Genomic DNA, 20,957 nt, shown 5'->3' with positions numbered 1-20,957 from the left:
CATTTTATAAAGCTAAAAAAATACTGCAGGGTTATTCCCTGCAGCAGAATCAAAAGCCTTTTGGCATTGGGATCATAATTGTAAATTTCGTTCCTTTTCCTTTTTGACTCTCTACACGGATGTCACCGTCATGGAGCCGAACCAGCCTTTTTACAATCGAAAGCCCGAGGCCGAAAGCACCATACGGATTGTTCCTTCTTGATGTATCAGCTTTGTAAAAACGGCGCCATATATTCTCAATTTCGGAAGCGTCAATTCCAATACCAGTGTCCTCAATTTCAATAAAGCTAAAGCCATCTTTTTCATAACCGGTAAGGCTGATCTTCCCATCTGTAGTAAACTGAATACTATTTTTGGTAATGTTAATTAAAATTTGCAGGAGCCGGTCATAATCCGCAAAAATCATAATATCCTCACTAACTTTGAGCTCGATTTTATTGCCGCGCTCCTCCGCCTGCATGTCGAGCTGCTCCTTGATAATTTCAAAAGCCTCCAATAGCTGAATTTCTTCCTTGTTCAAAGTGACCTGGTTGGAGCGGATTTTCTCGTAGTCCAGGTTCTCATTAACAAGCCGGATCAACCGTTTCGTTTCTTTGCTTACCAAGTTTATGCCCTTTTCTTTTTCCTGCTCCGGTATCATATCATTCCTGAGCCCTTCAATAATCCCACTTATTGTAGTAAGCGGAGTCCGCATTTCATGGGAAACGTCCGCCATGAATTGCCTTCGCCTGTTTTCAAGGCTGTCGATTTCCTCCATGGACTGACTAATCTTATTAACCATATGGTTAAAATCATTTGAAAGCTCTCCGATTTCATCATCAAAATGGGAGGAAGGCACATGTACACTATAATCTCCTGCTGCCACCGCTGAGGCAGCCTTTTGTATACGCTTGATGCGGATTACGTGAATTCTAGATAGGAGCCAGCTGAGAAGGAATGAAACCCCGAGTGCAATCAAGACTGTGTACAGCAAATATTCATTGATACCGCTAATCATTTCCCTAGGACCTTTAACTGGGGAAATTAACAGAACACCACCAACGAATCCACTACCCGTAATGTAAGGGACGGTTACAATCGATACATTCTGGTTATAGCGTTTCAAGTCTGACTTGATTACTACTGGACTTCCGGAACGAAGCTGTTCCCAGTCATTCTGAGTCAAAACAATTGCTGGGCCACGCCAGTCAATTGGATTCAGCAAATCTACTCGATTTTCATCTACCTCAAACACACTGAATTGAATATCCCTTCCAAACAGCACCCTTGCATATTGATTGATGACCGTCTCAACTGCTCTTGGGTTTTGCCCGCTGCGCCCCAGGTCAATGAGTATATTTCGCCCATATTCAAGCAGCTCGTCTGTTTTATTTTGAAATACAATCTTTTCAACATAACTGGTGAACAGCAGACTGAGGACGAGGAATGCTGCAATCAGTACCCCAATATGGCTGAACAACTGCTGATAAAAGTACTTAATTTTCATTTGTTTCTACCGTTTCATCGAATTTATAGCCAACCCCCCATACAGTATGGAAAAAAGGCTGGGCACTTGTGCCAACTTTTTTCCTGAGGCGTTTAATATGGACATCGACCGTTCGTTCATCCCCATAAAACTGGTAGCCCCAAACCCTTTCAAGCAGTTGGTCTCTAGTAAAGACCTGCCTTGGATTGGTTGCCAGGAAGGATAGTAGGTCAAATTCCTTTGGTGTCAAGTTTGTTATCGTTTTTCCATCCAAATTGACTTCCCTTGTATCTTTATCAATAACAAAATGCTTTGTTGAAATGACATTCCTGGGTTCTTGCGTGCCTTCAGCCGTATTTTGATAGCGTCGGGCAACAGCTCTGATTCTGGCCATTAGTGTTAAAGGGCTGAATGGCTTCGTTACATAATCATCCGCGCCCATCTCTAGCCCCAGCACTTGATCCGATTCACTATCCTTGGCAGTAAGCATAATAATTGGCACTGAACTGTTTTCTTGCCGGATTTTCCGGCAAAGCGTCACACCATCCATGCCTGGCAGCATCCAGTCGACAATAAGCAAATCCCATCCGCCCGCTTTATAGCGGTTATATCCCTCTAGCCCATTATGGACAAACTGGCCTTCTATTCCTTCGTTTAGGAAAAACATCCCGATCATTTCACATACACTTTCATTATCCTCTATGACGAGAATTCTCATAAAATCTCCTCCAAAATAAAACCCTTACTTCAAAGTTAAAACTAATTTGGCCGTGAATCAACTTGTTTGCTGTTTGTTACAGATTAATTAATTGTTTAGAAATAGTTTGTTCATATTTTTTTAATAGCTGTGTTAAAACAAATCTGTTGATTTCCGCTATTGGAGTTGCAAATCAAATTTGCAAAAAAACATTCTCCTTTAATACAGCTTTTCCATCAAAAATTTCTTTTATAGATTGTAACTATCCCTGTCTTGCCATTTATTTTACATAAAAATAACGGAGACTTAACACTATCTTGGCTGAATATTATTAACGGAATGGTAATCTGAACTATATCCCTTTATCAGATATTTCTTAATTTAAAGTTACCTTGGTGCCGGGATAGTGCAGAAAAAAATATAACTCTTGGAGGTAGTGTATGGCTATTTTAGTTACTGGTGGCGCAGGATTTATTGGGTCCCATACATGTGTGGAACTTCTAAATGCAGATTATGACATTGTCTCAATTGATAACTTTACAAATAGCAATCCTGAGGCATTAGAAAGAATAAGACAAATAACAGGTAAAGATTTTCCTTTTTATGAAGCTGACTTATTGGACAAGAGCACCCTTGAGACAGTATTTGCCGAGAACAATATAGATGCTGTCATTCATTTTGCCGGACTAAAAGCTGTAGGAGAATCGGTAACAGATCCACTTCGCTATTATCATAATAATGTGGGTGGCACCTTAATCCTTTGTGATGTTATGAAAAAATTCGAGGTAAAGAAAATGGTATTCAGTTCCTCGGCAACTGTATATGGAGTTCCTAAAGCAGTTCCTATCCCGGAAGATCTGCCCCTGGGGTCGACGAATCCGTACGGCCGATCCAAGCTATTCATTGAGGAAATCTTAAAAGATCTTTATAACTCAGATCCCGAGTGGAGCATATCCTGCCTTAGATACTTCAATCCAATCGGGGCACATCAGAGCGGCCTTATTGGGGAAGACCCCAATGGAATTCCAAATAACCTGATGCCCTATATCACCCAGGTAGCAGCCGGGAGATTAAGAGAGCTGAAGGTTTTTGGATCTGATTATCCAACCAAAGATGGTACAGGTGTAAGGGATTATATCCATGTAGTTGATTTGGCCCTTGGACATTTAAAAGCATTGGAAAAAATTCAATCAGAAACAGGATTCGATGCATACAACTTAGGCACAGGAAAGGGATATAGTGTTTTTGAAGTGATTCAGGCTTTTGAGAAAGCAACCGGGAAAGTGATACCTTACAAAGTAACCGAACGCAGGCCTGGTGATATTGCCGAATGTTTTGCAAATCCCGAGAAGGCGAAAAATGAGCTTGGTTGGCACGCTACAAAAGAAATTAACGAAATGTGCACAGATTCGTGGAGATGGCAGTTGAATAATATTAACGGTTATGTAAAAGGTAAGCTGGTTGAGAAGCAGCCGGTTACAGAAAAAGTTTAATTATATGTCGAAAAGAACATCGGAGCCTATATTCCGGTGTTTTTTTCGATTCCGAATTACCGTCCTGTCATCAAGTTGCACACCTGTGAACTACCCACCACTTAATTTCTACGAAATTTGAAGTGGGGGCTTCCAAAGGCTTTCACCTTTTTCTTTTATTGCTAGGGCATCCACAAGACTAACGCCTCATGTCACTAGCCTTGAATTCGTGGCGTCCCTGCCACTACTGAAAATGGATACAGCCTATACCGGCACTGGTACCCCAGCCATAAAACCTAAATCCGACAGTATCTTGATTCCGTACTGTTTTAGATTTTTGGCCGCATTATAGTCTCGATCCATTTTTGTGCGGCAATGCTCGCACACATACACTCTCTCTGAGAGTTTTACTGTTTCTTTTTTTGAATTGCATTCACTGCATAGTTTTGTGGAAGGAAAGAATGTATCTGCGAAGATAAGATGCTTTCCTTTTTTCTTCGCTTTATACTCCAACATGGTTCGGAACATGCCGAACCCGTTGTCATGCAATTTCTTGCCCAGGGACAGGCATTGTGCCAAATTGCTCAAATCCAGGTCTTCCACCACAATAGCGGCATAATCATTGGTTATCTGATTGCTTCTTTTGTGGAGAAAATCTTTCCGCTGGTTTTTTGCCTTGGCCATGGTTTTTTGATAGTTCTTAAGCGTGTTTTGATAAGTAGTTGAGTAAAGAATCCTGTCCTCAGAATCGACCAGAGCTCTATTCCTTTTCCTGGCCAATGATTTGTTCAACCGTCTCTGGCGCTTTTCAATGATCTTATGGTACCTTGGATACCCGGCTTTACACCCCTCGCTATCCACGTATAAATTAGTTTGGCTATAATCCAGAGCCAGCACTTCATCTTCCTCGATGTTACTCCGTAACGGCTCTTGCTTCATTGGAAAATCCACAGACAACGATACCATATAGCGATCTCCTTCCCTTTTAATGGTCGCTTTCTTGATAATCGCTTCTTTAGGTAACTCACGATGCATGGCAATCGGGATTCCATTTCGAAATTTCGGGATACATAGCAGGGATTGGGCGTTACGTTGGACGATTTTAATATTTCCATTCGTTTGATTGGTGGTGTAGCTGAACTTTCCTTGCTTCTTACTGTGGAATTTGGGGAGGCCTTTCATGTCTCGCAGAGTCGGAACATAACCAGCCGTTCGCATCTTTTTCCGGACCGCTTTTTTGTACTGCATCGGCTTTTTGGCGAATTCATCATTATATTTCTTCACCGCGGCCTGAAAACGGATTTTCGCATCATTGTAAACAAACGAATCGTTGGATTTATCGAGAAAGTCATATTTCTGAGTGATGGTGGTGTAGTTAGGAGTTTTGTATTGAATGAATCCGCCTTGAAACCCGATTTTCTCCAAATGTTCGTAGAGTGCAGCTACATACTCATTGTATACTTTTCGTTCGCATCCGAAAGAGCGTTCTAATACTTTTCTATCTTCTTCAGCCGGGAATATTGCAAAACGAAAGCCATACGTAACCCAACCTTCAGGCAGCTCTTTTTTGGTACCTTTTATATAGTTTCCATTCTTGTCGGTAGCCATCTTTTCACCTCCCTTGTCCATGTTTGAACGAAACTACTATATAAGAATATTTTACCAAACGGAACGTATGTTTGTCTTGTGTTAGCATATATATTTTTAACCGGTTTCATTTCTAAGCCAAAACAGAAACACACTCCATTCATCCCCCACCTAAAATCTTTCGGATTTTTGAGGAAGGGGACTTCTGGCTAAAATTCGTTAAAAATCAATGAAGAAAAAGAAATGGTTTACTTATTGATTTCTTAAAAGTACCAATCAGTAAGATTACCTTTATGACAAAAGTGTAACACTTTAAGATTGTCAGTCCCCTTTTCCTTCTATATATATATATCCTCCAATTTTCCTTTCTTAAATTTACACAGATGTAAAAAAGCTTACAAGAAATCAAATTTTTAGAAAAGTCTTAACAATCCTTACAAAGTATTAGTAAAGGCTCAATATCTTCTTCACGAATTATGGCTAAACTCTATATGTCAGTTACAAAATGTGGCTTGGGTGGTGTGTTTGTGAGTACAGAAAAGGCCTACAATTTCTATCACGATTATGCAAGAGTCAAAGAAATCTCCAATCTATCACTTTCAAGAGATGCATATCAATACCTCTATTTAAAGAGAATTATTGATATTGTAATTGGTGGCATCGGCATTGTGCTGTCTCTTCCCGTCATCTTACTTTTTGCTCTGCTAATCATTTTGGAGACCCCTGGTTCTCCTTTCTATTTTCAGGAGAGAGTTGGCCAGAATGGCAGAACCTTTAAAATTATTAAACTCAGGTCGATGAGAATCGATGCAGAAAAGCAAGGTGCTAGATGGGCGGCGAAATGCGATCCCCGCGTTACCAGGGTGGGTGCATTTATTCGAAAAACACGGATTGATGAACTGCCACAGCTCCTTTTGGTTTTAAAGGGAGACATGTCAATTGTTGGGCCAAGACCTGAACGGCCCGTTTTTGTAAAGAAGTTCAATCAGGAGATTGCAGGATTTGAAAAACGCCTGCTCGTTAAACCAGGACTGACAGGGCTTGCCCAGGTAAACGGCGGCTATGATATTACACCTGAAGAAAAGCTTCAATATGATTTGGAGTACATTCAGAAACTAACGTTCAAGTTTGAAATGAAAATTATGATGAAGACATTCAAGATTCTTTTTACTGGTGAGGGAGCGCGTTGATTTCAAACGCAAGTAGAACTAAAAGCAAAAATCAACCAATAGCAAGCAAAGCAATCGTGGTGTGAAATGGATTGAACATTTCCACTATCTTGATAAGTACTACTCCTTTACAAATGTTATCCGCAGTTTATCTCATTAGTCATGAAGGGACAGGAGGCCGGCCAACTATGAAGGTTTTATGGATAACAAGTGTATATCCAAGCCCTGAACAGCCCGGGAGCGGTGTTTTCCATGAAACACAAGTTCAGATGCTCGCCAGGCTAGGTATTGAAGTTACTGTCATCTGCCCGGTACCAAGAAACCCGGCGGTAATCCGTTATATGAAAAAAAAGTACCGGGCCCTGGATAACATGCCACTCAGGTATGTACGTAAAGGTATTACAGTTTACCGGCCTCCTTATATGGCATTTCCGGGGCAGCTTAGGTGGGTTCAGCCTGACCAAAGAATAGCTGCCGTTGTATTAAAGACGATAATCGAATTCAACATCGAGCCCGACTTGATTCATGCACACTTTGCCATGCCCTCTGGAGGAGCTGCTAGGCTTGTCGCTCAAGCTACAAGCCTTCCATGGCTATTAACCTTGCATGGCAGTGATGTAAATGTCTATCCACACTATAGCAATAGTGCGATGAAAGCATTTCTCCAGTCTGTCAAAGGAGCAAACCATGTCGTGTCAGTGGGCAGAAATTTGCAAGTAACAGCGAAAGCAATGAGCGGAAGAGATAGCTCCTTTCTTCCAATCGGGATTGATTTATCCCGCTTTAAAGAACCAAAGCAATTTAAGCTGGAAATTCGTAAGCAGCTGGCACTTCCGCTTGATAAAAAACTTGTCTTATTTATCGGGAGATTAATAGAGACAAAGGGAGTTTTCGAACTCGCCAAGGCGCTTGAAGAACTGCCAGCAGAGGTTGCTGCAGTCTATGTCGGGGATGGGCCAGCTTATGGAAAGTTAAAATCTCATCCGGAATTAAATAAACGGCTATTCCTAATCGGACAGGTAGAAAATGAAAGGGTAAAAGATTACTTGGCTGCCAGCGATATATTCGTACTTCCCTCCTACCGGGAAGGCATGCCAACGGTTGTGATAGAGGCACTTGCCCTAAAGGTGCCAGTTATCTGCACCAGAGTTGGCGATGTCCCGGAGTTGTTTGGGGAGCATGGCAAGCTTTTAATTGAACCCCAATCCGTTGAAGACCTTGTCGCGGGAATTCAGGAGTATCTGTATGGAAACGTAAACCTTAAAAAGATTGGGTATGAGCTGCGTTCCCGTGTACAGGAACACTATGATGCCAGTAAGAATGCTGATGAACTCGTTGCTTTGTATCAAAAAGTACTTAAAGGAAACCAACTTTTAAGCAAGAGTAAATAAATGTACAAAAGGGGACGATCATTGTGAAGAAGATAACGGTAATCGGGACTGGATATGTGGGGCTTGTGTCTGGAACTTGTTTTGCAGAAGCAGGCAATAACGTAACATGCGCTGACATAAATCAAAGCAAAATATCGGGCCTCTTACAAGGGATTATGCCCATTTATGAGCCAGGATTAGAGGAGCTCGTGGAGAGAAACGTGGAAAAAAAGAAGCTTGATTTTACTACGGATATTGAACAGGCGGTCAGACAGGCTGAAGTAATTTTTATTGCGGTCGGGACCCCGATGTCAGCAAATGGAGAAGCAGATTTAACGTATGTCAAACAGGTTGCAGAAACCATCGGCAAAAATCTGAATAGCTATAAGGTGGTTGTCACGAAAAGTACTGTACCAGTTGGGACAGGCAAGCTTGTAGAAACGATTATCCGAAGCCATGCTCCTAAGAACCAACAGTTTGATATTGCATCAAACCCCGAATTCTTGCGTGAAGGAACAGCTATTAAAGACTGCATGAATATGGATCGTGCCGTGATTGGCACTACAAGCGAAAAAGCCTATGAAATCCTTGCTGAGCTTCATAAGCCGTTTACATCAACGATAGTAAAGTCCACGGTAGAAAGTGCAGAGCTAATCAAATATGCAGCAAATGCCTTTTTGGCGACAAAGATATCCTTTATTAACGACATTGCCAACATATGTGAGCGTGTGGGCGCCGATGTAAGCAAAGTATCCGAAGGAATTGGACTGGACAAAAGGATTGGCAATAAGTTTTTACAGGCTGGGGTTGGATTTGGAGGCTCTTGTTTTCCAAAGGATACAGCAGCCCTTTTGCATATAGCAAGTGATTGCGGATATGATTTTCAGCTGATTAAAGCGGTCATGGAAACAAACGAACATCAAAGGAACCAGGTTGTAGAAAAGCTGATCAATTCCTTAGGTTCTTTAAAAGGAAAAACCATCAGTGTTCTTGGTCTTGCCTTTAAGCCTAATACGGATGATGTCCGATATTCCCCTGCGCTCGATATTATCCCACAGTTGAAAAAACTTGGCGCCAATGTAAAAGCCTTCGATCCTATTGCAATCGATGAGGCGAAAAAACACCTTGGGAATCAGTGTGATTATTCAACAGATATGTATGAAACGTTAAAATATGCAGATGCATGTGTGATCCTTACTGACTGGTCGGAAGTGAAACAGCTTGATTTAACCAAGGCAAAGCAGCTTTTGAAACGGCCTATTATGATTGATGGACGGAATATATTTGACCTCGGCCTCATGCATCAGCTTGGGTATACTTACATCTCAACAGGCCGCCCAGCGGTTTATAGTGAAAACACGCTTGTGTCCCATGTAATTTAACAGGAAAGTGAACACTCCCCCGGATGGGGAATAGTAGGGTGGCCAATTAGAGCCTTGGTAAAAAGGAGAAGGGAAAGTATGGAGAGAAAAATCAACATTAAATATGCAACAGGAACATCCGCTTTCCTATTTATTGGCCTGCTAGCAATCTGTTACTCCGCCGGTGTGATGGGTCAATTTCTAGCCTTTTCTGGAGTTTGGGCTTTATTAATCCTGTCGGCATTTATAAAACCGAATGTAAGCTTCAGGCAGCTATCTGTTGCCATTATGTATCTGCTTGTAGCTTCTACTTTTCTCAACCAATCGTTTCTAAGCATCGAAGTTGGTTTCTTTACTTTATTTCTTTATAGGCTGCTTCTAATTGCTGCCGTGTGCATTTTCCTGGTTCATATTGCACGGGACCGGATGCTGCCTCGCTATTGGAGTGAAGTACAGGTTAAAGGCGTAATGTTATTTCTCTTGTTTTGGCTCGCATACGCCTGCGTATCATTGGTCTGGGCAAAATCGGTGATAGATGGAATAAAATACATATTTCTTCTTGGTATTGGGATCTTGTTTGTGTTTTTGGCAGTTTTTACGTTTAAAAGTCTTACAAAGCTGTGGATGGTGTATATCCTTTGGATGCTGATGAGCATTCCATTGATGATCGTCGGCCTGATGAATCATTTTCTTCACATACAGCTGCCCTCCTCCACCCTATACGGAGGACCAGAATACAAGCTGGGATATCCCACATCGGTATTTTATAACCAAAATGATTTTGCGACTTTCTTAACCATTTCATTTTTCTTTTACCTAGTTGCTGCTAAGAACTGTGCAAATGGTACATTAAAAACGATCATGACACTGCTTGTCCTTCTTTCCGGTTATCTTATTTATTTAACTGAATCCAGGGCCAGCCTGCTTGCCCTGTTTGCCGGGCTTTTACTTTATCTCTTTTTACACCTGCCTAAAGTTCTGAAGAAGTTAGCAATATATCTTGCTGCAGCTGCAGTAGTTGTTGGGGCAATTCTGATATTTATCCAGTTTGAAAAAGTTTTCGGCCTCCTGTTCCTGTCTTCAGGCTATCAACCGAAGTACGAGCCCCTGGCCTCTAATGTATCACGCATAAACCTATTGAAAAATACATTGCATTACTTGGGAGAGTCACTCGGCTTTGGTGTAGGTGCAGGCAATATCTCATACTATTTGAAAAACAACCCTCTCTTTCATACTAATTATGTCGTGGAAGTCCATAACTGGTTGGCGGAAATACTGGGGAACTTTGGAATTCTCGTGTTTTTCGGTTATGTCCTAATGTATGGCTATCTCTTTTTTAGCCTTTACAAGCTATATGGATTGGGAGGAGGAAAAATTAAAGTTCTCCTTGAAGCCTGCCTGCTGGCGATGGCGGCTTTCCTCGTTTCCAGCATAAGCCCGAGTACGATGATTAACCTTTATTTCCATTGGGTCTTTCTGGGCTTTGTTATTTCGGTTGTTTCTGTTATAAAATCTTTACCCGCTCGGGAATTATCCTTCTCACCAGGAAATAAAGAATCTACCTTATCCAAAATAATAGTTTAAGGAGCCTTTGGCATGGAACTTGTCGCTGCTAGATTGATTGAAAGAACGAAGAAGCATTTTATTTTACTAATTGTTTTGCCTGTTTTCCTTGGTGCCCTCGGCTGGTTTCTTCCATTTGGTTCATCTGAATCTGATATACCTGCTCATGCCGAAATCTCTTTAGGAAGCTATGAAAATCCCAATTTGAACAAAACAAAGCAAGTGATTGTTTTATTATCTAATTTACCTTTTTACAAAGAACATCTTCCTGATATTTACGAAGAATATAAGGAAGATATTCTTAACGATTTGAGTGTGACACCTGTGTCTGAAACAAATATCAGGATTTCCTTTAAGAATCACTCACAAGAGGATTCCATTCAGGTAGTCAACAAAATCGCGGAGGCGTTTTTAAAACTTGATCAATCCCACTATGAACAAAAACAGGAGATTATGAAAAAGTCGATTGATCAATTGAGAAATGAAACTGTCGGGCCAGACGCCAAGGTTGATCAACAGCGCTTTTTATATGAACTGCAGTCAGCACAACTTACGATGAAGCCAGCTGTGCTCCTAAAAGCAGCTGACCAACAAGAAATCGGAGTAAACGCAGTTTCGTCAAAAGCCCGTGCTGTACTAGGAGTGTTGATCGGGTTGACCCTCGCCTTATTATGGATAGTTATACCGGAACTTGTTCGTGAGCAAAAACAGTAGGAGGTTGACCAGGTGAATAAGAAGCTGCCACTTGTTTCAATTATTACACCCTCATATAATGCCAGCGAGTTTATAGGCGAAACGATTGCATCTGTGCAAAACCAAACCTTTAGAGACTGGGAAATGATTATTGTTGATGATTGCTCGACCGACGAAACATTTCCGCTGCTAAAAAAGTATGCACAGGCTGACGAGAGAATACGGGTAATCCCCCTAAGTGAAAACGGTGGTGCTGCAGTTGCCAGAAATACTGCGATCGGACTGGCAGCAGGAAGGTACATAGCTTTTTTGGATAGCGATGATAGATGGAAGCCGGAAAAACTTGAGAAACAGCTGCAATTTATGCAGCAACATCATCATGCATTTACTTTCACAGCATACGAAATGATTAATTCAGATGGAAAACCTGTGAATAAGCACGTATTGGCTCCAGAACAAATTTCTTATGATCATTTATTAAAAAACACCATTGTCGGAACGCTAACTGTCATGATTGACAAGCATCAAACCGGGGAATTCAAAATGCCGAATATAAGGACAAGACAGGATCTTGCCACATGGCTGTCTATCCTGAAAAAAGGGTTTACTGCTTATGGCTTAAATGAAATCCTTGCTGAATACCGAGTCGGCAATTCGTCAATCTCAAAAAACAAATGGAAAGCCGCGAAGATGAACTGGTTCGTCTATCGCAAGGTAGAAAAGCTAAATGTAGTAAAGGCATTCTGGTGCTTCTCGCATTATGCCTTTAATGCGGTAGTAAAAAGAATTTAAGGGGTGGAGCAAATGAAAAACATTCATATTATTGTTGCAACAGGTGAATGGGGCCAGGATAGCTTAAGATATCGAAGGCACAGATTAGCCGAGTATCTTCATGGCCTGCCAGAAACTCACGACGTAATCTGGCTTTGCCCAACCCCTACTAAAAACGATACTTACGTTGTCACTCTGCCAAATGGTATTAGACAGTGGGCAATTCAGGATTTGCTTCCGCAGAAGGTGTTCCGCTTTGGCAGATACATAGATCGCTTTTATAAAATTAAAATGAACCCTTTCCTTGAGTCCCTTAAACAATCTGGGGATCAATGTAAGTTGATTCTTTGGTACACGTTTCCGGGATACCCCCTTCTGGCTGACCTTTACTCCTGGGACAAGGTTATCTATGACTGCAGTGATTTTTGGTCTTCCCCATTAAGCGGATCCCCCTCTATGGCTGCCGCTTTAAGAAAAAACGTAATTTCTGCTGCGGAAGAACGGATTATTAAACGAGCAGACCTAATCTTCTGCACATCGGATTACTTGCGTGAACAAATCGTCAGGAAGCTCGGAGCTTCAGCGGCTTCCCACGTTTACACCTTTGAAAATGGTGTGGAATATTCTTTATTTGCAAACGAGAAAAGGGCTGCTGACGTTGTACCAGGATTTGAAGGAACCATCTTAGGGTTCATTGGCGGCATCAAACCGAAGCTCGATTTCTCGCTAATTACAAAGGCGGCACGCCAAAAACGAGAATGGCTATTTCTGTTTGTCGGCCCCGACGGAACAGGCGGAAATCCTGAATTTAAAGAGATGCTGCAAGAGCCAAATGTCATCTGGACAGGAAGTATACCTCCAGAAAACGTTCCAAAATATATGAATCTAGTGGATATTGGAATGATGCCTTACAAACCGTCACCTTATAATAATGCCGTATTCCCTTTAAAGCTGTATGAATTTCTGGCAGCAGGAAAGCCAGCCGTAGGAGTCCATCTTCCCTCCACAAAGAAGTATGCAGAAGACATGATTTACGAGTATGCCGAGGATGGGAACAGTTTTATCCAAGCTTGTGAAAAGGTTGAAGGAACAATTGGGATTCAATCTTATATAAACAGGCGAAAAGAATTAGCCAAAACAAAAGACTGGGGTTCCATTTTTGAGGAGATGATGGATCTTGTTTCTGAAAAAAAGAATGAATTGCCAGCAAGTGCTGGTTAATCCGAAATCATGTAAGCACTTAGTCGTCTCCTTTACAAATCAACACAATATTTACATTCCAACCAGATCCTAACAAAACCTTTACACCCCAGTAACCATACCTTTTCAAGCAAAGGGTACACTTAGGTTGTAGGAAGTTACATGCGTCTTCAAAAACCAGTAATACCAGTTTCCCAGATTCCTGGTAGGAGGTATAAGATGGCTCACATACTTAATGTCCTGTTCCTGATCTTTGTTTCGGCGTGTTTTGGAGTCATATTCTATTATTCTTTTTTTGTCCCGAAGGAGAGGCGAAATCCAAAGCCCTCCCATTCGGAGAGGACAACACTTTTCAAAATCATTCTGAAGGGATTTGGTGTTAGTGAAAAAAGTGCGTAAGGCGATAATACCTGCCGCGGGGCTGGGAACACGATTCCTTCCAGTAACGAAGGCAATGCCTAAAGAGATGCTGCCCATCGTCGATAAGCCAACCATTCAATATATTGTGGAGGAAGCGGTTCAGGCCGGAATTGAAGACATCATTATCGTAACGGGAAAAGGAAAACGAGCCATCGAGGATCATTTTGACAGAAATGTAGACCTTGAACAAAACCTTTTGCATAAAGAAAAGTACGAATTACTAGAAAAGGTCCAGGCAGCCTCGAATTTCGATATCCATTATATTCGGCAAAAGGAACCAAAGGGGCTTGGCCATGCGGTTTGGTGTGCCAGAAATTTTATTGGCGATGAACCATTTGCTGTCTTGCTTGGAGATGACATAGTTAAAAGTGAAGTGCCTTGTTTAAAGCAGCTTTCAAATGTATATGATGAAACACGAAGCTCAGTCATCGGTGTACAGCGAGTCGCGGAAAGTGAAACTCAGCGCTACGGAATTGTTGAACCGATTGACCAAAACGGACGTCGTTATCAGGTTGCCAACTTCGTCGAAAAGCCAAAGCCTGGGACCTCCCCTTCCAATATAGCCATCATGGGAAGGTACATTTTAACACCTGAGATATTCATGTTTCTGGATTCTCAGGAAATGGGTGCTGGTGGTGAAATACAGCTGACAGATGCCATTCAAAAGCTTAACCAAATTCAGCGTGTATTCGCATATGAATTTGAGGGTAAACGCTACGACGTCGGTGAAAAAGCCGGGTTTATTAAGACCTCAATTGAATTCGCAATGGATGATCCTGACTTGAAGTCTGAAATACTGCCGCTGATGCGAGACCTTCTTGAAGCGGAACAAGTTGTGAAATCATAACGAGAGCCGGACACTAAAGGGTGCCCGGCTCTTTGCTTGTTAAATTTCTATCTATTTTCCACCAGAAATTTTGCCTTTGCCTCTTGGCGTCTTCTGTGAAGGATAGGCTCCGTATAGCCGCTAGGCTGCTCGTATCCTTGGAACACCAGGTCGAGGGCTGCCTGGAAGGCAACAGACCTTTCATAATCCGTGGACATTGGCCTGTAAAACGGGTCTAGTTCATTTTGCTTATCAACCACTTTTGCCATCCGCTTGAAGGTTTCAAGAACCTGCGCTTCGCTGCAGATTCCATGGTGAAGCCAGTTGGCCATATGCTGGCTGGAAATACGAAGTGTTGCACGGTCCTCCATCAGACCAATGTTGTTGATATCAGGAACTTTTGAGCAACCTACACCCTGCTCTACCCAGCGGACCACATAACCAAGGATGCCCTGTGCGTTGTTATCGAGTTCTTCCTGAATTTCCTCAGGACTCCAGTCTCTATTTTCAGCAACTGGTATCTGAAGGATTTCATCTCGCAAATCTTTCGCATCAGCCTTTAATATATCCTGTATTTCCTTAATATTGACCTGATGATAATGAAGCGCATGCAGGACAGCAGCAGTCGGGGACGGTACCCATGCTGTATTCGCGCCAGACTTCGGATGGCCTATTTTCTGCTTGAGCATAGCTGCCATCAAGTCAGGCATAGCCCACATTCCTTTGCCAACCTGGGCACGGCCCTGAAATCCTACTGAAAGGCCAGTGAACACATTGGACTTTTCGTAGCCAGCAAGCCACTTGGAAGACTTCATATCATTTTTTCGAATCATTGGCCCAGCTTCCATTGATGTGTGGATTTCATCTCCAGTCCTGTCTAGGAAACCAGTATTGATAAACACAATCCGGTCCTTGACTTCCCGAATGCACGCTTTAAGATTGAGTGTGGTTCTTCTTTCTTCATCCATGACACCAATTTTCAGCGTATGGCGATTCACCCCGATGAGATCTTCAATTCTATTAAACAACTCATTGGCAAACGCAACCTCTTCAGCGCCATGCATTTTGGGCTTGACGATATAGATTGAACCCTGTTTCGTATTTTGGTAGTTTCCATTGCCGAGCAGCGTATGCTTTGCAATAAGGCTTGTAAAGACACCATCCATGATTCCTTCCGGGACTTCATTCCCCTCGGAATCAAGAATTGCATTCGATGTCATCAAGTGACCGACGTTTCGGATGAACATAAGCGAGCGCCCGTTCAAGGAAAACTCATCGCCATTTGGTGAAAGATAGGTACGGTCAGCGTTCATGCTCCTAGTCATTTCTCGGCCGCCCTTAGTGAACGTCGCAGTCAAATCTCCCCTCATCAAGCCAAGCCAATTCCTGTACACACGAACCTTATCTTCTGCATCAACAGCAGTTACCGAATCCTCGCAGTCCATTATTGTCGAGATTGCCGCTTCAATCAGGATGTCCTTTACACCGGCCTTATCGGTCTTTCCAATAGAATGGGAAGGGTCAATCTGAATTTCAAAATGCAATCCATTGTTTTTTAAAAGAATAGCTGTCGGTTCTTCAGCTCTGCCGTTGTAGCCAGCAAATTTTTCTTGCTCCTTTAGATACGCTTTCTTGCCGCCCACAAGTAATCCAGCGAGATTTCCATCCTCAATGGTATAATTTACAACATCTTTATGGGATGCCCCTTCAAAAGGTGCTGCATTGTCTAGAAAATTCCTTCCGAACTCAATAACACTGGCTCCACGGACAGGATTATAGCCGATTCCCTTTTCAGCCCCACCTTCTTCTGGTATGGCATCTGTTCCGTAAAGAGCATCGTACAGGCTTCCCCAGCGGGCATTCGCCGCATTCAATGCATAACGGGCATTGTCAACTGGAACAACTAGCTGTGGACCCGCCTGAAGGGCAACCTCGCCATCTACCCCTTCGGTACCAATTTTGAAGTCTTCCGGTTCCGGCTCAAGATAGCCAATCTCTTCAAGATACGCTTTGTATTCCTCAAAATTGAACGCTTCGCCTTGTTCGCGGTGCCATCTGTTCAGTTTTTCCTGAAATTCATCACGCTTGGCCAGCAATTCCCGGTTCTTTGGAGACAAATCCTCGACAAGCTTGCCAAAGCCTTCCCAAAACTCCTTGCTATCCACTTGTGTACCAGGCAGAACTTCCTTTTCAATGAACTTGTACAGTTCACTTGATACCTGCAAAACTCCTGCCTTCTCATAATTCCCCAACTTTCCTACCTCCCTCTTTTTGCTGCCTGTTCCGAACCATTAGCGCAGCAAATATTTTAAAAATATTAAACTTTATGAAAATAATATCATGGAACTAAATCCAAGAACAATTGTAAGGGGTACTTTTTCCAATAGAAGAAATAAATAGAAGGACATAAGATTTACTTATGATAAGAAAAGCGTAAGCGCCTTGATCAGCGCCGTATGGACTGGAGGGCCTCGAAGGAGATAAAGTGAAACTTCCATCAGCGTACTTTGCTGATGGTTAGTCGCGCAGAGCCCGATTGATTTTTCTAAGGGCTGAAGCCCTAAGAAAAATCTTATTTCACGAATCGGACCTTTAGGCTCAGTTGTCTCCCAAGGAGACTTACTGAGCCTTAAGAGTGGGATAAAGGAAACACGATGAGCGCTAACGAATCGATGTTGACTTATCGTAACGAGGGGACCGAAGTACACTAGGCGCTAGGCGCTGGAGCTAGACAAGAAAAGCGCAAGTGCCTTTGTTTCGCTGCGATGTTAAAAATGGAATCTTTCCTTGTTGGAGTTTGGCGTATAAAAAACATTCCAGCCGTAAGCTGGAATGCTCAAAAATCACCATGTTTCAGCATATAGTTTATTTCCTTCCCGGTATACCCGGAAGTATTCTGCTTCGTTTTCAAAGGGAGAGCCAGATTTAACAACATTCTCTACATCCTTTAACGTAATTGGAAAACCTTTTGAGGAAAGAAGGTCTGCCAAGAGACTAGCTTGGCTTATATCTGTAGTGATAGAACCAGAGCTTAAGGTAAGGATTGACTTCTTGTTTTTAACAATCAAGCCAACATCGGATCCAGGTAAGTAGTAAAGTGCTGCACCATGCTTTTTGGCAACCTTCCAATCTGAATTGGTGCCAAGCCCATCGCTCAATATGAAAATCGTGCCATCAGAAGCAGTAAAGGTTTTTGCTTCCAGTGCTTCTGCCTTTTTCTTTTCTTCTTCCTTTATCTTTTCCTCTTTCTTTTTCTCTTCCTTACGCCTTGTATCCATTGAACCAAAAGACTTAACCGCATTATTAAGCTTACTAGTTAGCTTTTCTTTGACTGAGTCATTGGCAAGCTCGTCAATTAACTTCTTTGCTTCCTCAACCTTATTATCAAAATCAGCTTTTTCTATCCTAATATCGGTGGACATGTCTATAACAATTTGGACCGCCTGCTCGGCTGTCACAAACACGGTCATTATTTTCTCAAGCCTTTCAATTTTTTCAACATATTTATTCAAGAACAGGCTTGAAAAAGGATCTTTTAGTTCTTTGAATCGTTCATTTTCTCTCTTAACAGTTTCTTTTAGTAATGGGAGATTTGCTATCAATTCAGGCGATAGTGGATTTTCCGCAGCCATCTTTTCAGCATCATCTATCCTTTCATACAGCAATAGGGAAATTTCCGCCCCTTTGTTGTATTCCTTAACCTGTTCAATTCTCGGGGATATAGATTCAGCAAGTTTCTTCCCATATTTCTGAATTACATCTTTTGAAGCTCCCTCCAGGTCTGTCCTGGCAACAATGGTCAAAGCTTCGGCCTGGAGAATCTTCTCTTTATCAATTTTTATAAACTTGCCGCTCTCTTTACCTTCATTTATCCGAGTTTGCATTTCCTTATATAATTCAGCAACCGAAGCACTTGCCTCATCCACTGATTTTTCAGCTTTTTTATCTTTATTCATTCCATAGGCAGCATATCCGCCTGCTGTAACAGCCACAAACAAAACAGCAAGCAAACTGATCCAAATTCTCTTTTTCAATACTCCCCCTCCTTACTTAAAATATTTTGTCATACAAAAGGCCTTAAATCTAGATACAAAATATCTATATTCGATGGTAAACAATCAAAAATTCGACAAAAATTGCTACTTTTTTCACATACTTTTCATATTGACTTAATTAATACGGATGCATTCCAAAATCGAACTAAATAAAAAAAGTGTGCGGCTCTTTAAATTTGGGCCACACACTTTTTCTAACCAAACATCTTTTGAAGCGGGCTTTGCTCAGAAATAAGATCCTGAATACTATATATGGATATTGGAAAATAGGGAAATCCATAGGCATATGGAGCAAGATCATACAGCTGAAAAAAGAGAACTAAAGCTTTGTCTGCAATATAATAGTCCTGATTTGGTTTGATACTCGTAAAAGGTTCAATTGTCATGATGCTGCGCTCCTTAATTTGTGCTGCCACCATTTCGGAAAGCACTTTTACATAATTGCTTCCTGGTTTGAATAATTGGTCCAGCCTGTACAGCCGGCCTGTTGAACTGTCCCAAGTAAGTCCACTGATATACGTAATGCCATGAGCACCGCCGGCATAGGAATACTGCTCAAGTGTGAGGCTTAGAACCCCCCGCTCGTTTGTCTTAAGATCGAAAACGCCTGTGATTTCAGTTTTCTGATTTTCATAGTAGCCAGATTTCTGAATAAGCTGCCTTGTTACACGGAGAATATCATTATGGATTGCTTTCTCTGCTATACTGTTCATTAACCCATATACATATGGTATGGATATAGCGAGATTGGGCTGCCGAATTCGGTTGATTCCAATATAAACTGGTAAGTGAAATGGCAATTTCCTCACTGCTCCTTTTAATTTACTTACCTATTTCTATTCAGTAGCAAAGTATCCTATAACAAACTCGCTCACCTTATTACCAGTTGTTCCCTAATTAATCCCTATACATTTTTTGGTATAATGAAGATAGTCCGGGTGGGGAAAGCCCCATGCGGAACTTTTCGCGACTTTATGAAAGGAGCATCGATGGTCATAAAAACATTTATCATTGTTGCGGTAGTCATAGTCCTTGGTATTGCTGGATGGCTCTATTATCCTCAATATCAAATTCAGCAAATGAAGAAACAGTCATTGGAGGCTTCGAAGAATGAAAGCATTCCAACTTATATAGATTATTTTTCGAGATCAGACAAGAATTCACTTTACCACCTGGCTATTGGGGATTCAGTCATTAGCGGATATGGGGTTGGCCAAAATCAAAACCTTGTCAGTGAGTTTTCGACTGAACTCGAAATGCAGACGGGTAAAAAGGTTTCTTTTCAGAATGAAGGAATAAATGGGATCAATAGTACGGAATTAAGGCAGCTTGTTTATTCAGGAAAGTATGATGTGTATATTAAAAAATCCGATATTGTTACTGTAAATGTAGGGGGAAATGATGTATTAAGGGCCGCTCGGAAGCAGCATGATATCCAGTCAGCCTTCAAGGCTTTTGATACTCTTCAGGCTGACTTTTCAGAGAACCTTAAGAATATAACAAGCAGGATCACCGAGGTTAACCCAAAAGCAACGATCGTTTACCTTGAACTTTATAATCCAGTTAACCCCGATATGGCTTATTACACCCTCGCTGAGAAGCTTTTGCCAAAATGGAACATCAATATTTATAAAACAGCCAAAGCAGTTCCGGGATCAATTGTTGTTGAAACCTCAAAGGTCATTAATGGAGAAAACCTGGAAAACCTGTCTCCTGATGGCATTCATCCAAGCCAACTAGGTTATAAAGCAATCGCTTCACTTATTATCGAACAATTTAGGACAAGTCCAAAGAAAGCGGCAGTTTAACACTATCTGGGACTTATTTACATTGAATAATTTAGTTAAACGTTGTATGATACTACTATCAAAGCTGCGTTGTTCGTATTCATACTAAAGTTTTAACCTTTAAGCTGTAACAGGGAGTTTTTGAACGGAGCTGAAATGACATGCCTCTGCCTATACGGCAAGGAGGACAAGCAGGAACGCTTCTGGAGACACCCACTTTGAGGAGTGGTGGTTTAAAACTTTCTTATTTCGTACGGCAAATGCGGCTTTCCCTATTTAACAAAATGACCGGTTCCCAAATGGGAGCCGGTTTTTGTTTTATCTGGGTAGTTTAGTGGATTTACTTAATTGGGGGGCAAGCTCTTTTTTGTGGAGTAATCTTTGTTTCTGCTCCGATGAAATCATTATAGTACTATTCATTTTGGGCTGATTGCCTAGTGAGTCTCTGAGTATTACTAGTGAAAGTTAACTATTCGCGAAACTCAACTAGCAAAAAAGTATTGTCCAGGAAGGTAGTCATT

Annotated in this window: 17 protein-coding genes and 1 other RNA gene; 12 read left to right on the top strand and 6 right to left on the bottom strand. The window is 41.7% G+C overall.

The features are described 5' to 3' along the window. Positions 1–49: 49 nt before the first annotated feature. Positions 50–1,486: a sensor histidine kinase gene (locus AM500_RS06990; protein WP_053598595.1), complete on the bottom strand. Its 1,437-nt coding sequence runs from the start codon at positions 1,484–1,486 to the stop codon at positions 50–52. Continuing rightward, the gene (locus AM500_RS06985) at positions 1,476–2,183 is read right to left on the bottom strand and encodes a response regulator transcription factor (RefSeq protein WP_053598594.1); all 708 of its coding nucleotides are present in this window, start codon (positions 2,181–2,183) and stop codon (positions 1,476–1,478) included. The genes AM500_RS06990 and AM500_RS06985 overlap by 11 nt, the downstream gene beginning before the upstream one ends. 419 nt (positions 2,184–2,602) lie before the next feature. Here AM500_RS06985 and galE point away from each other — a divergent pair, with 419 nt between their 5' ends. Next, positions 2,603–3,655, top strand: coding sequence for a UDP-glucose 4-epimerase GalE (galE, locus tag AM500_RS06980; RefSeq protein ID WP_053598593.1), 1,053 nt, complete (start codon positions 2,603–2,605; stop codon positions 3,653–3,655). Positions 3,656–3,898: 243 nt separating this feature from the next. Here the strand turns inward: galE and AM500_RS06975 are convergent, their stop codons facing one another. After that, positions 3,899–5,242, bottom strand: a complete 1,344-nt coding sequence (locus tag AM500_RS06975; RefSeq protein ID WP_053598592.1) for an RNA-guided endonuclease InsQ/TnpB family protein — start codon at positions 5,240–5,242, stop codon at positions 3,899–3,901. 506 nt (positions 5,243–5,748) lie between these two features. Here AM500_RS06975 and AM500_RS06970 point away from each other — a divergent pair. The 9 genes from AM500_RS06970 to galU all read left to right on the top strand — a co-directional run bounded on the left by AM500_RS06970 (position 5,749) and on the right by galU (position 14,615). Beyond that, a complete protein-coding gene (locus tag AM500_RS06970) occupies positions 5,749–6,411 on the top strand; it encodes a sugar transferase (RefSeq protein WP_053598591.1) in 663 nt (220 codons plus the stop codon). 167 nt (positions 6,412–6,578) lie between these two features. Continuing rightward, positions 6,579–7,781 (top strand): teichuronic acid biosynthesis protein TuaC, encoded by a 1,203-nt coding sequence (gene tuaC / locus AM500_RS06965; RefSeq protein ID WP_053598590.1) that lies wholly within the window; start codon positions 6,579–6,581, stop codon positions 7,779–7,781. A gap of 23 nt (positions 7,782–7,804) precedes the next feature. Continuing rightward, on the top strand, positions 7,805–9,142 hold the full coding sequence (tuaD, locus tag AM500_RS06960) for a UDP-glucose 6-dehydrogenase TuaD (RefSeq protein WP_082347163.1): 1,338 nt from the start codon (positions 7,805–7,807) through the stop codon (positions 9,140–9,142). Between the two features lie 78 nt (positions 9,143–9,220). Then, the gene (gene tuaE / locus AM500_RS06955; protein WP_053598588.1) at positions 9,221–10,705 is read left to right on the top strand and encodes a teichuronic acid biosynthesis protein TuaE; all 1,485 of its coding nucleotides are present in this window, start codon (positions 9,221–9,223) and stop codon (positions 10,703–10,705) included. A 12-nt stretch (positions 10,706–10,717) separates the two neighbouring features. Next, positions 10,718–11,398, top strand: a complete 681-nt coding sequence (locus AM500_RS06950) for a hypothetical protein (protein ID WP_053598587.1) — start codon at positions 10,718–10,720, stop codon at positions 11,396–11,398. 12 nt (positions 11,399–11,410) lie between these two features. Then, positions 11,411–12,169 carry a teichuronic acid biosynthesis protein TuaG gene (gene tuaG / locus AM500_RS06945; protein WP_053598586.1) on the top strand — a complete coding sequence of 253 codons (759 nt, stop codon included), beginning with the start codon at positions 11,411–11,413 and terminating at the stop codon, positions 12,167–12,169. Between the two features lie 12 nt (positions 12,170–12,181). Then, positions 12,182–13,369, top strand: coding sequence for a teichuronic acid biosynthesis protein TuaH (gene tuaH / locus AM500_RS06940; protein WP_053598585.1), 1,188 nt, complete (start codon positions 12,182–12,184; stop codon positions 13,367–13,369). 198 nt (positions 13,370–13,567) lie between these two features. After that, positions 13,568–13,747, top strand: a complete 180-nt coding sequence (locus tag AM500_RS25785) for a hypothetical protein (protein WP_053598584.1) — start codon at positions 13,568–13,570, stop codon at positions 13,745–13,747. Beyond that, a complete protein-coding gene (galU, locus tag AM500_RS06930) occupies positions 13,731–14,615 on the top strand; it encodes a UTP--glucose-1-phosphate uridylyltransferase GalU (protein ID WP_053598583.1) in 885 nt (294 codons plus the stop codon). The genes AM500_RS25785 and galU overlap by 17 nt, the downstream gene beginning before the upstream one ends. Before the next feature lie 47 nt (positions 14,616–14,662). Here the strand turns inward: galU and AM500_RS06925 are convergent, their stop codons facing one another. The 3 genes from AM500_RS06925 to AM500_RS06915 form a co-directional block, all read right to left on the bottom strand. Further along, positions 14,663–16,846, bottom strand: a complete 2,184-nt coding sequence (locus AM500_RS06925) for a malate synthase G (protein ID WP_053598582.1) — start codon at positions 16,844–16,846, stop codon at positions 14,663–14,665. Between the two features lie 591 nt (positions 16,847–17,437). Then, positions 17,438–18,628 carry a hypothetical protein gene (locus tag AM500_RS06920; RefSeq protein ID WP_053598581.1) on the bottom strand — a complete coding sequence of 397 codons (1,191 nt, stop codon included), beginning with the start codon at positions 18,626–18,628 and terminating at the stop codon, positions 17,438–17,440. 215 nt (positions 18,629–18,843) lie between these two features. Next, on the bottom strand, positions 18,844–19,449 hold the full coding sequence (locus AM500_RS06915; RefSeq protein WP_082347162.1) for a DUF3298 and DUF4163 domain-containing protein: 606 nt from the start codon (positions 19,447–19,449) through the stop codon (positions 18,844–18,846). A gap of 189 nt (positions 19,450–19,638) precedes the next feature. Between AM500_RS06915 and AM500_RS06910 the strand changes: the two genes are divergently transcribed. Further along, the gene (locus AM500_RS06910; RefSeq protein ID WP_053598580.1) at positions 19,639–20,457 is read left to right on the top strand and encodes an SGNH/GDSL hydrolase family protein; all 819 of its coding nucleotides are present in this window, start codon (positions 19,639–19,641) and stop codon (positions 20,455–20,457) included. Positions 20,458–20,515: 58 nt separating this feature from the next. Then, positions 20,516–20,709: non-coding RNA, 6S RNA (ssrS, locus tag AM500_RS24880), on the top strand. Positions 20,710–20,957: the final 248 nt, after the last annotated feature.

The organism is Bacillus sp. FJAT-18017, from assembly GCF_001278805.1.
Classification (GTDB): Bacteria; Bacillota; Bacilli; order Bacillales; family Cytobacillaceae; genus Bacillus_D.
Note: the sequence above shows the minus strand (reverse complement) of the source record. Positions and strands in the feature narration are given on the sequence as shown.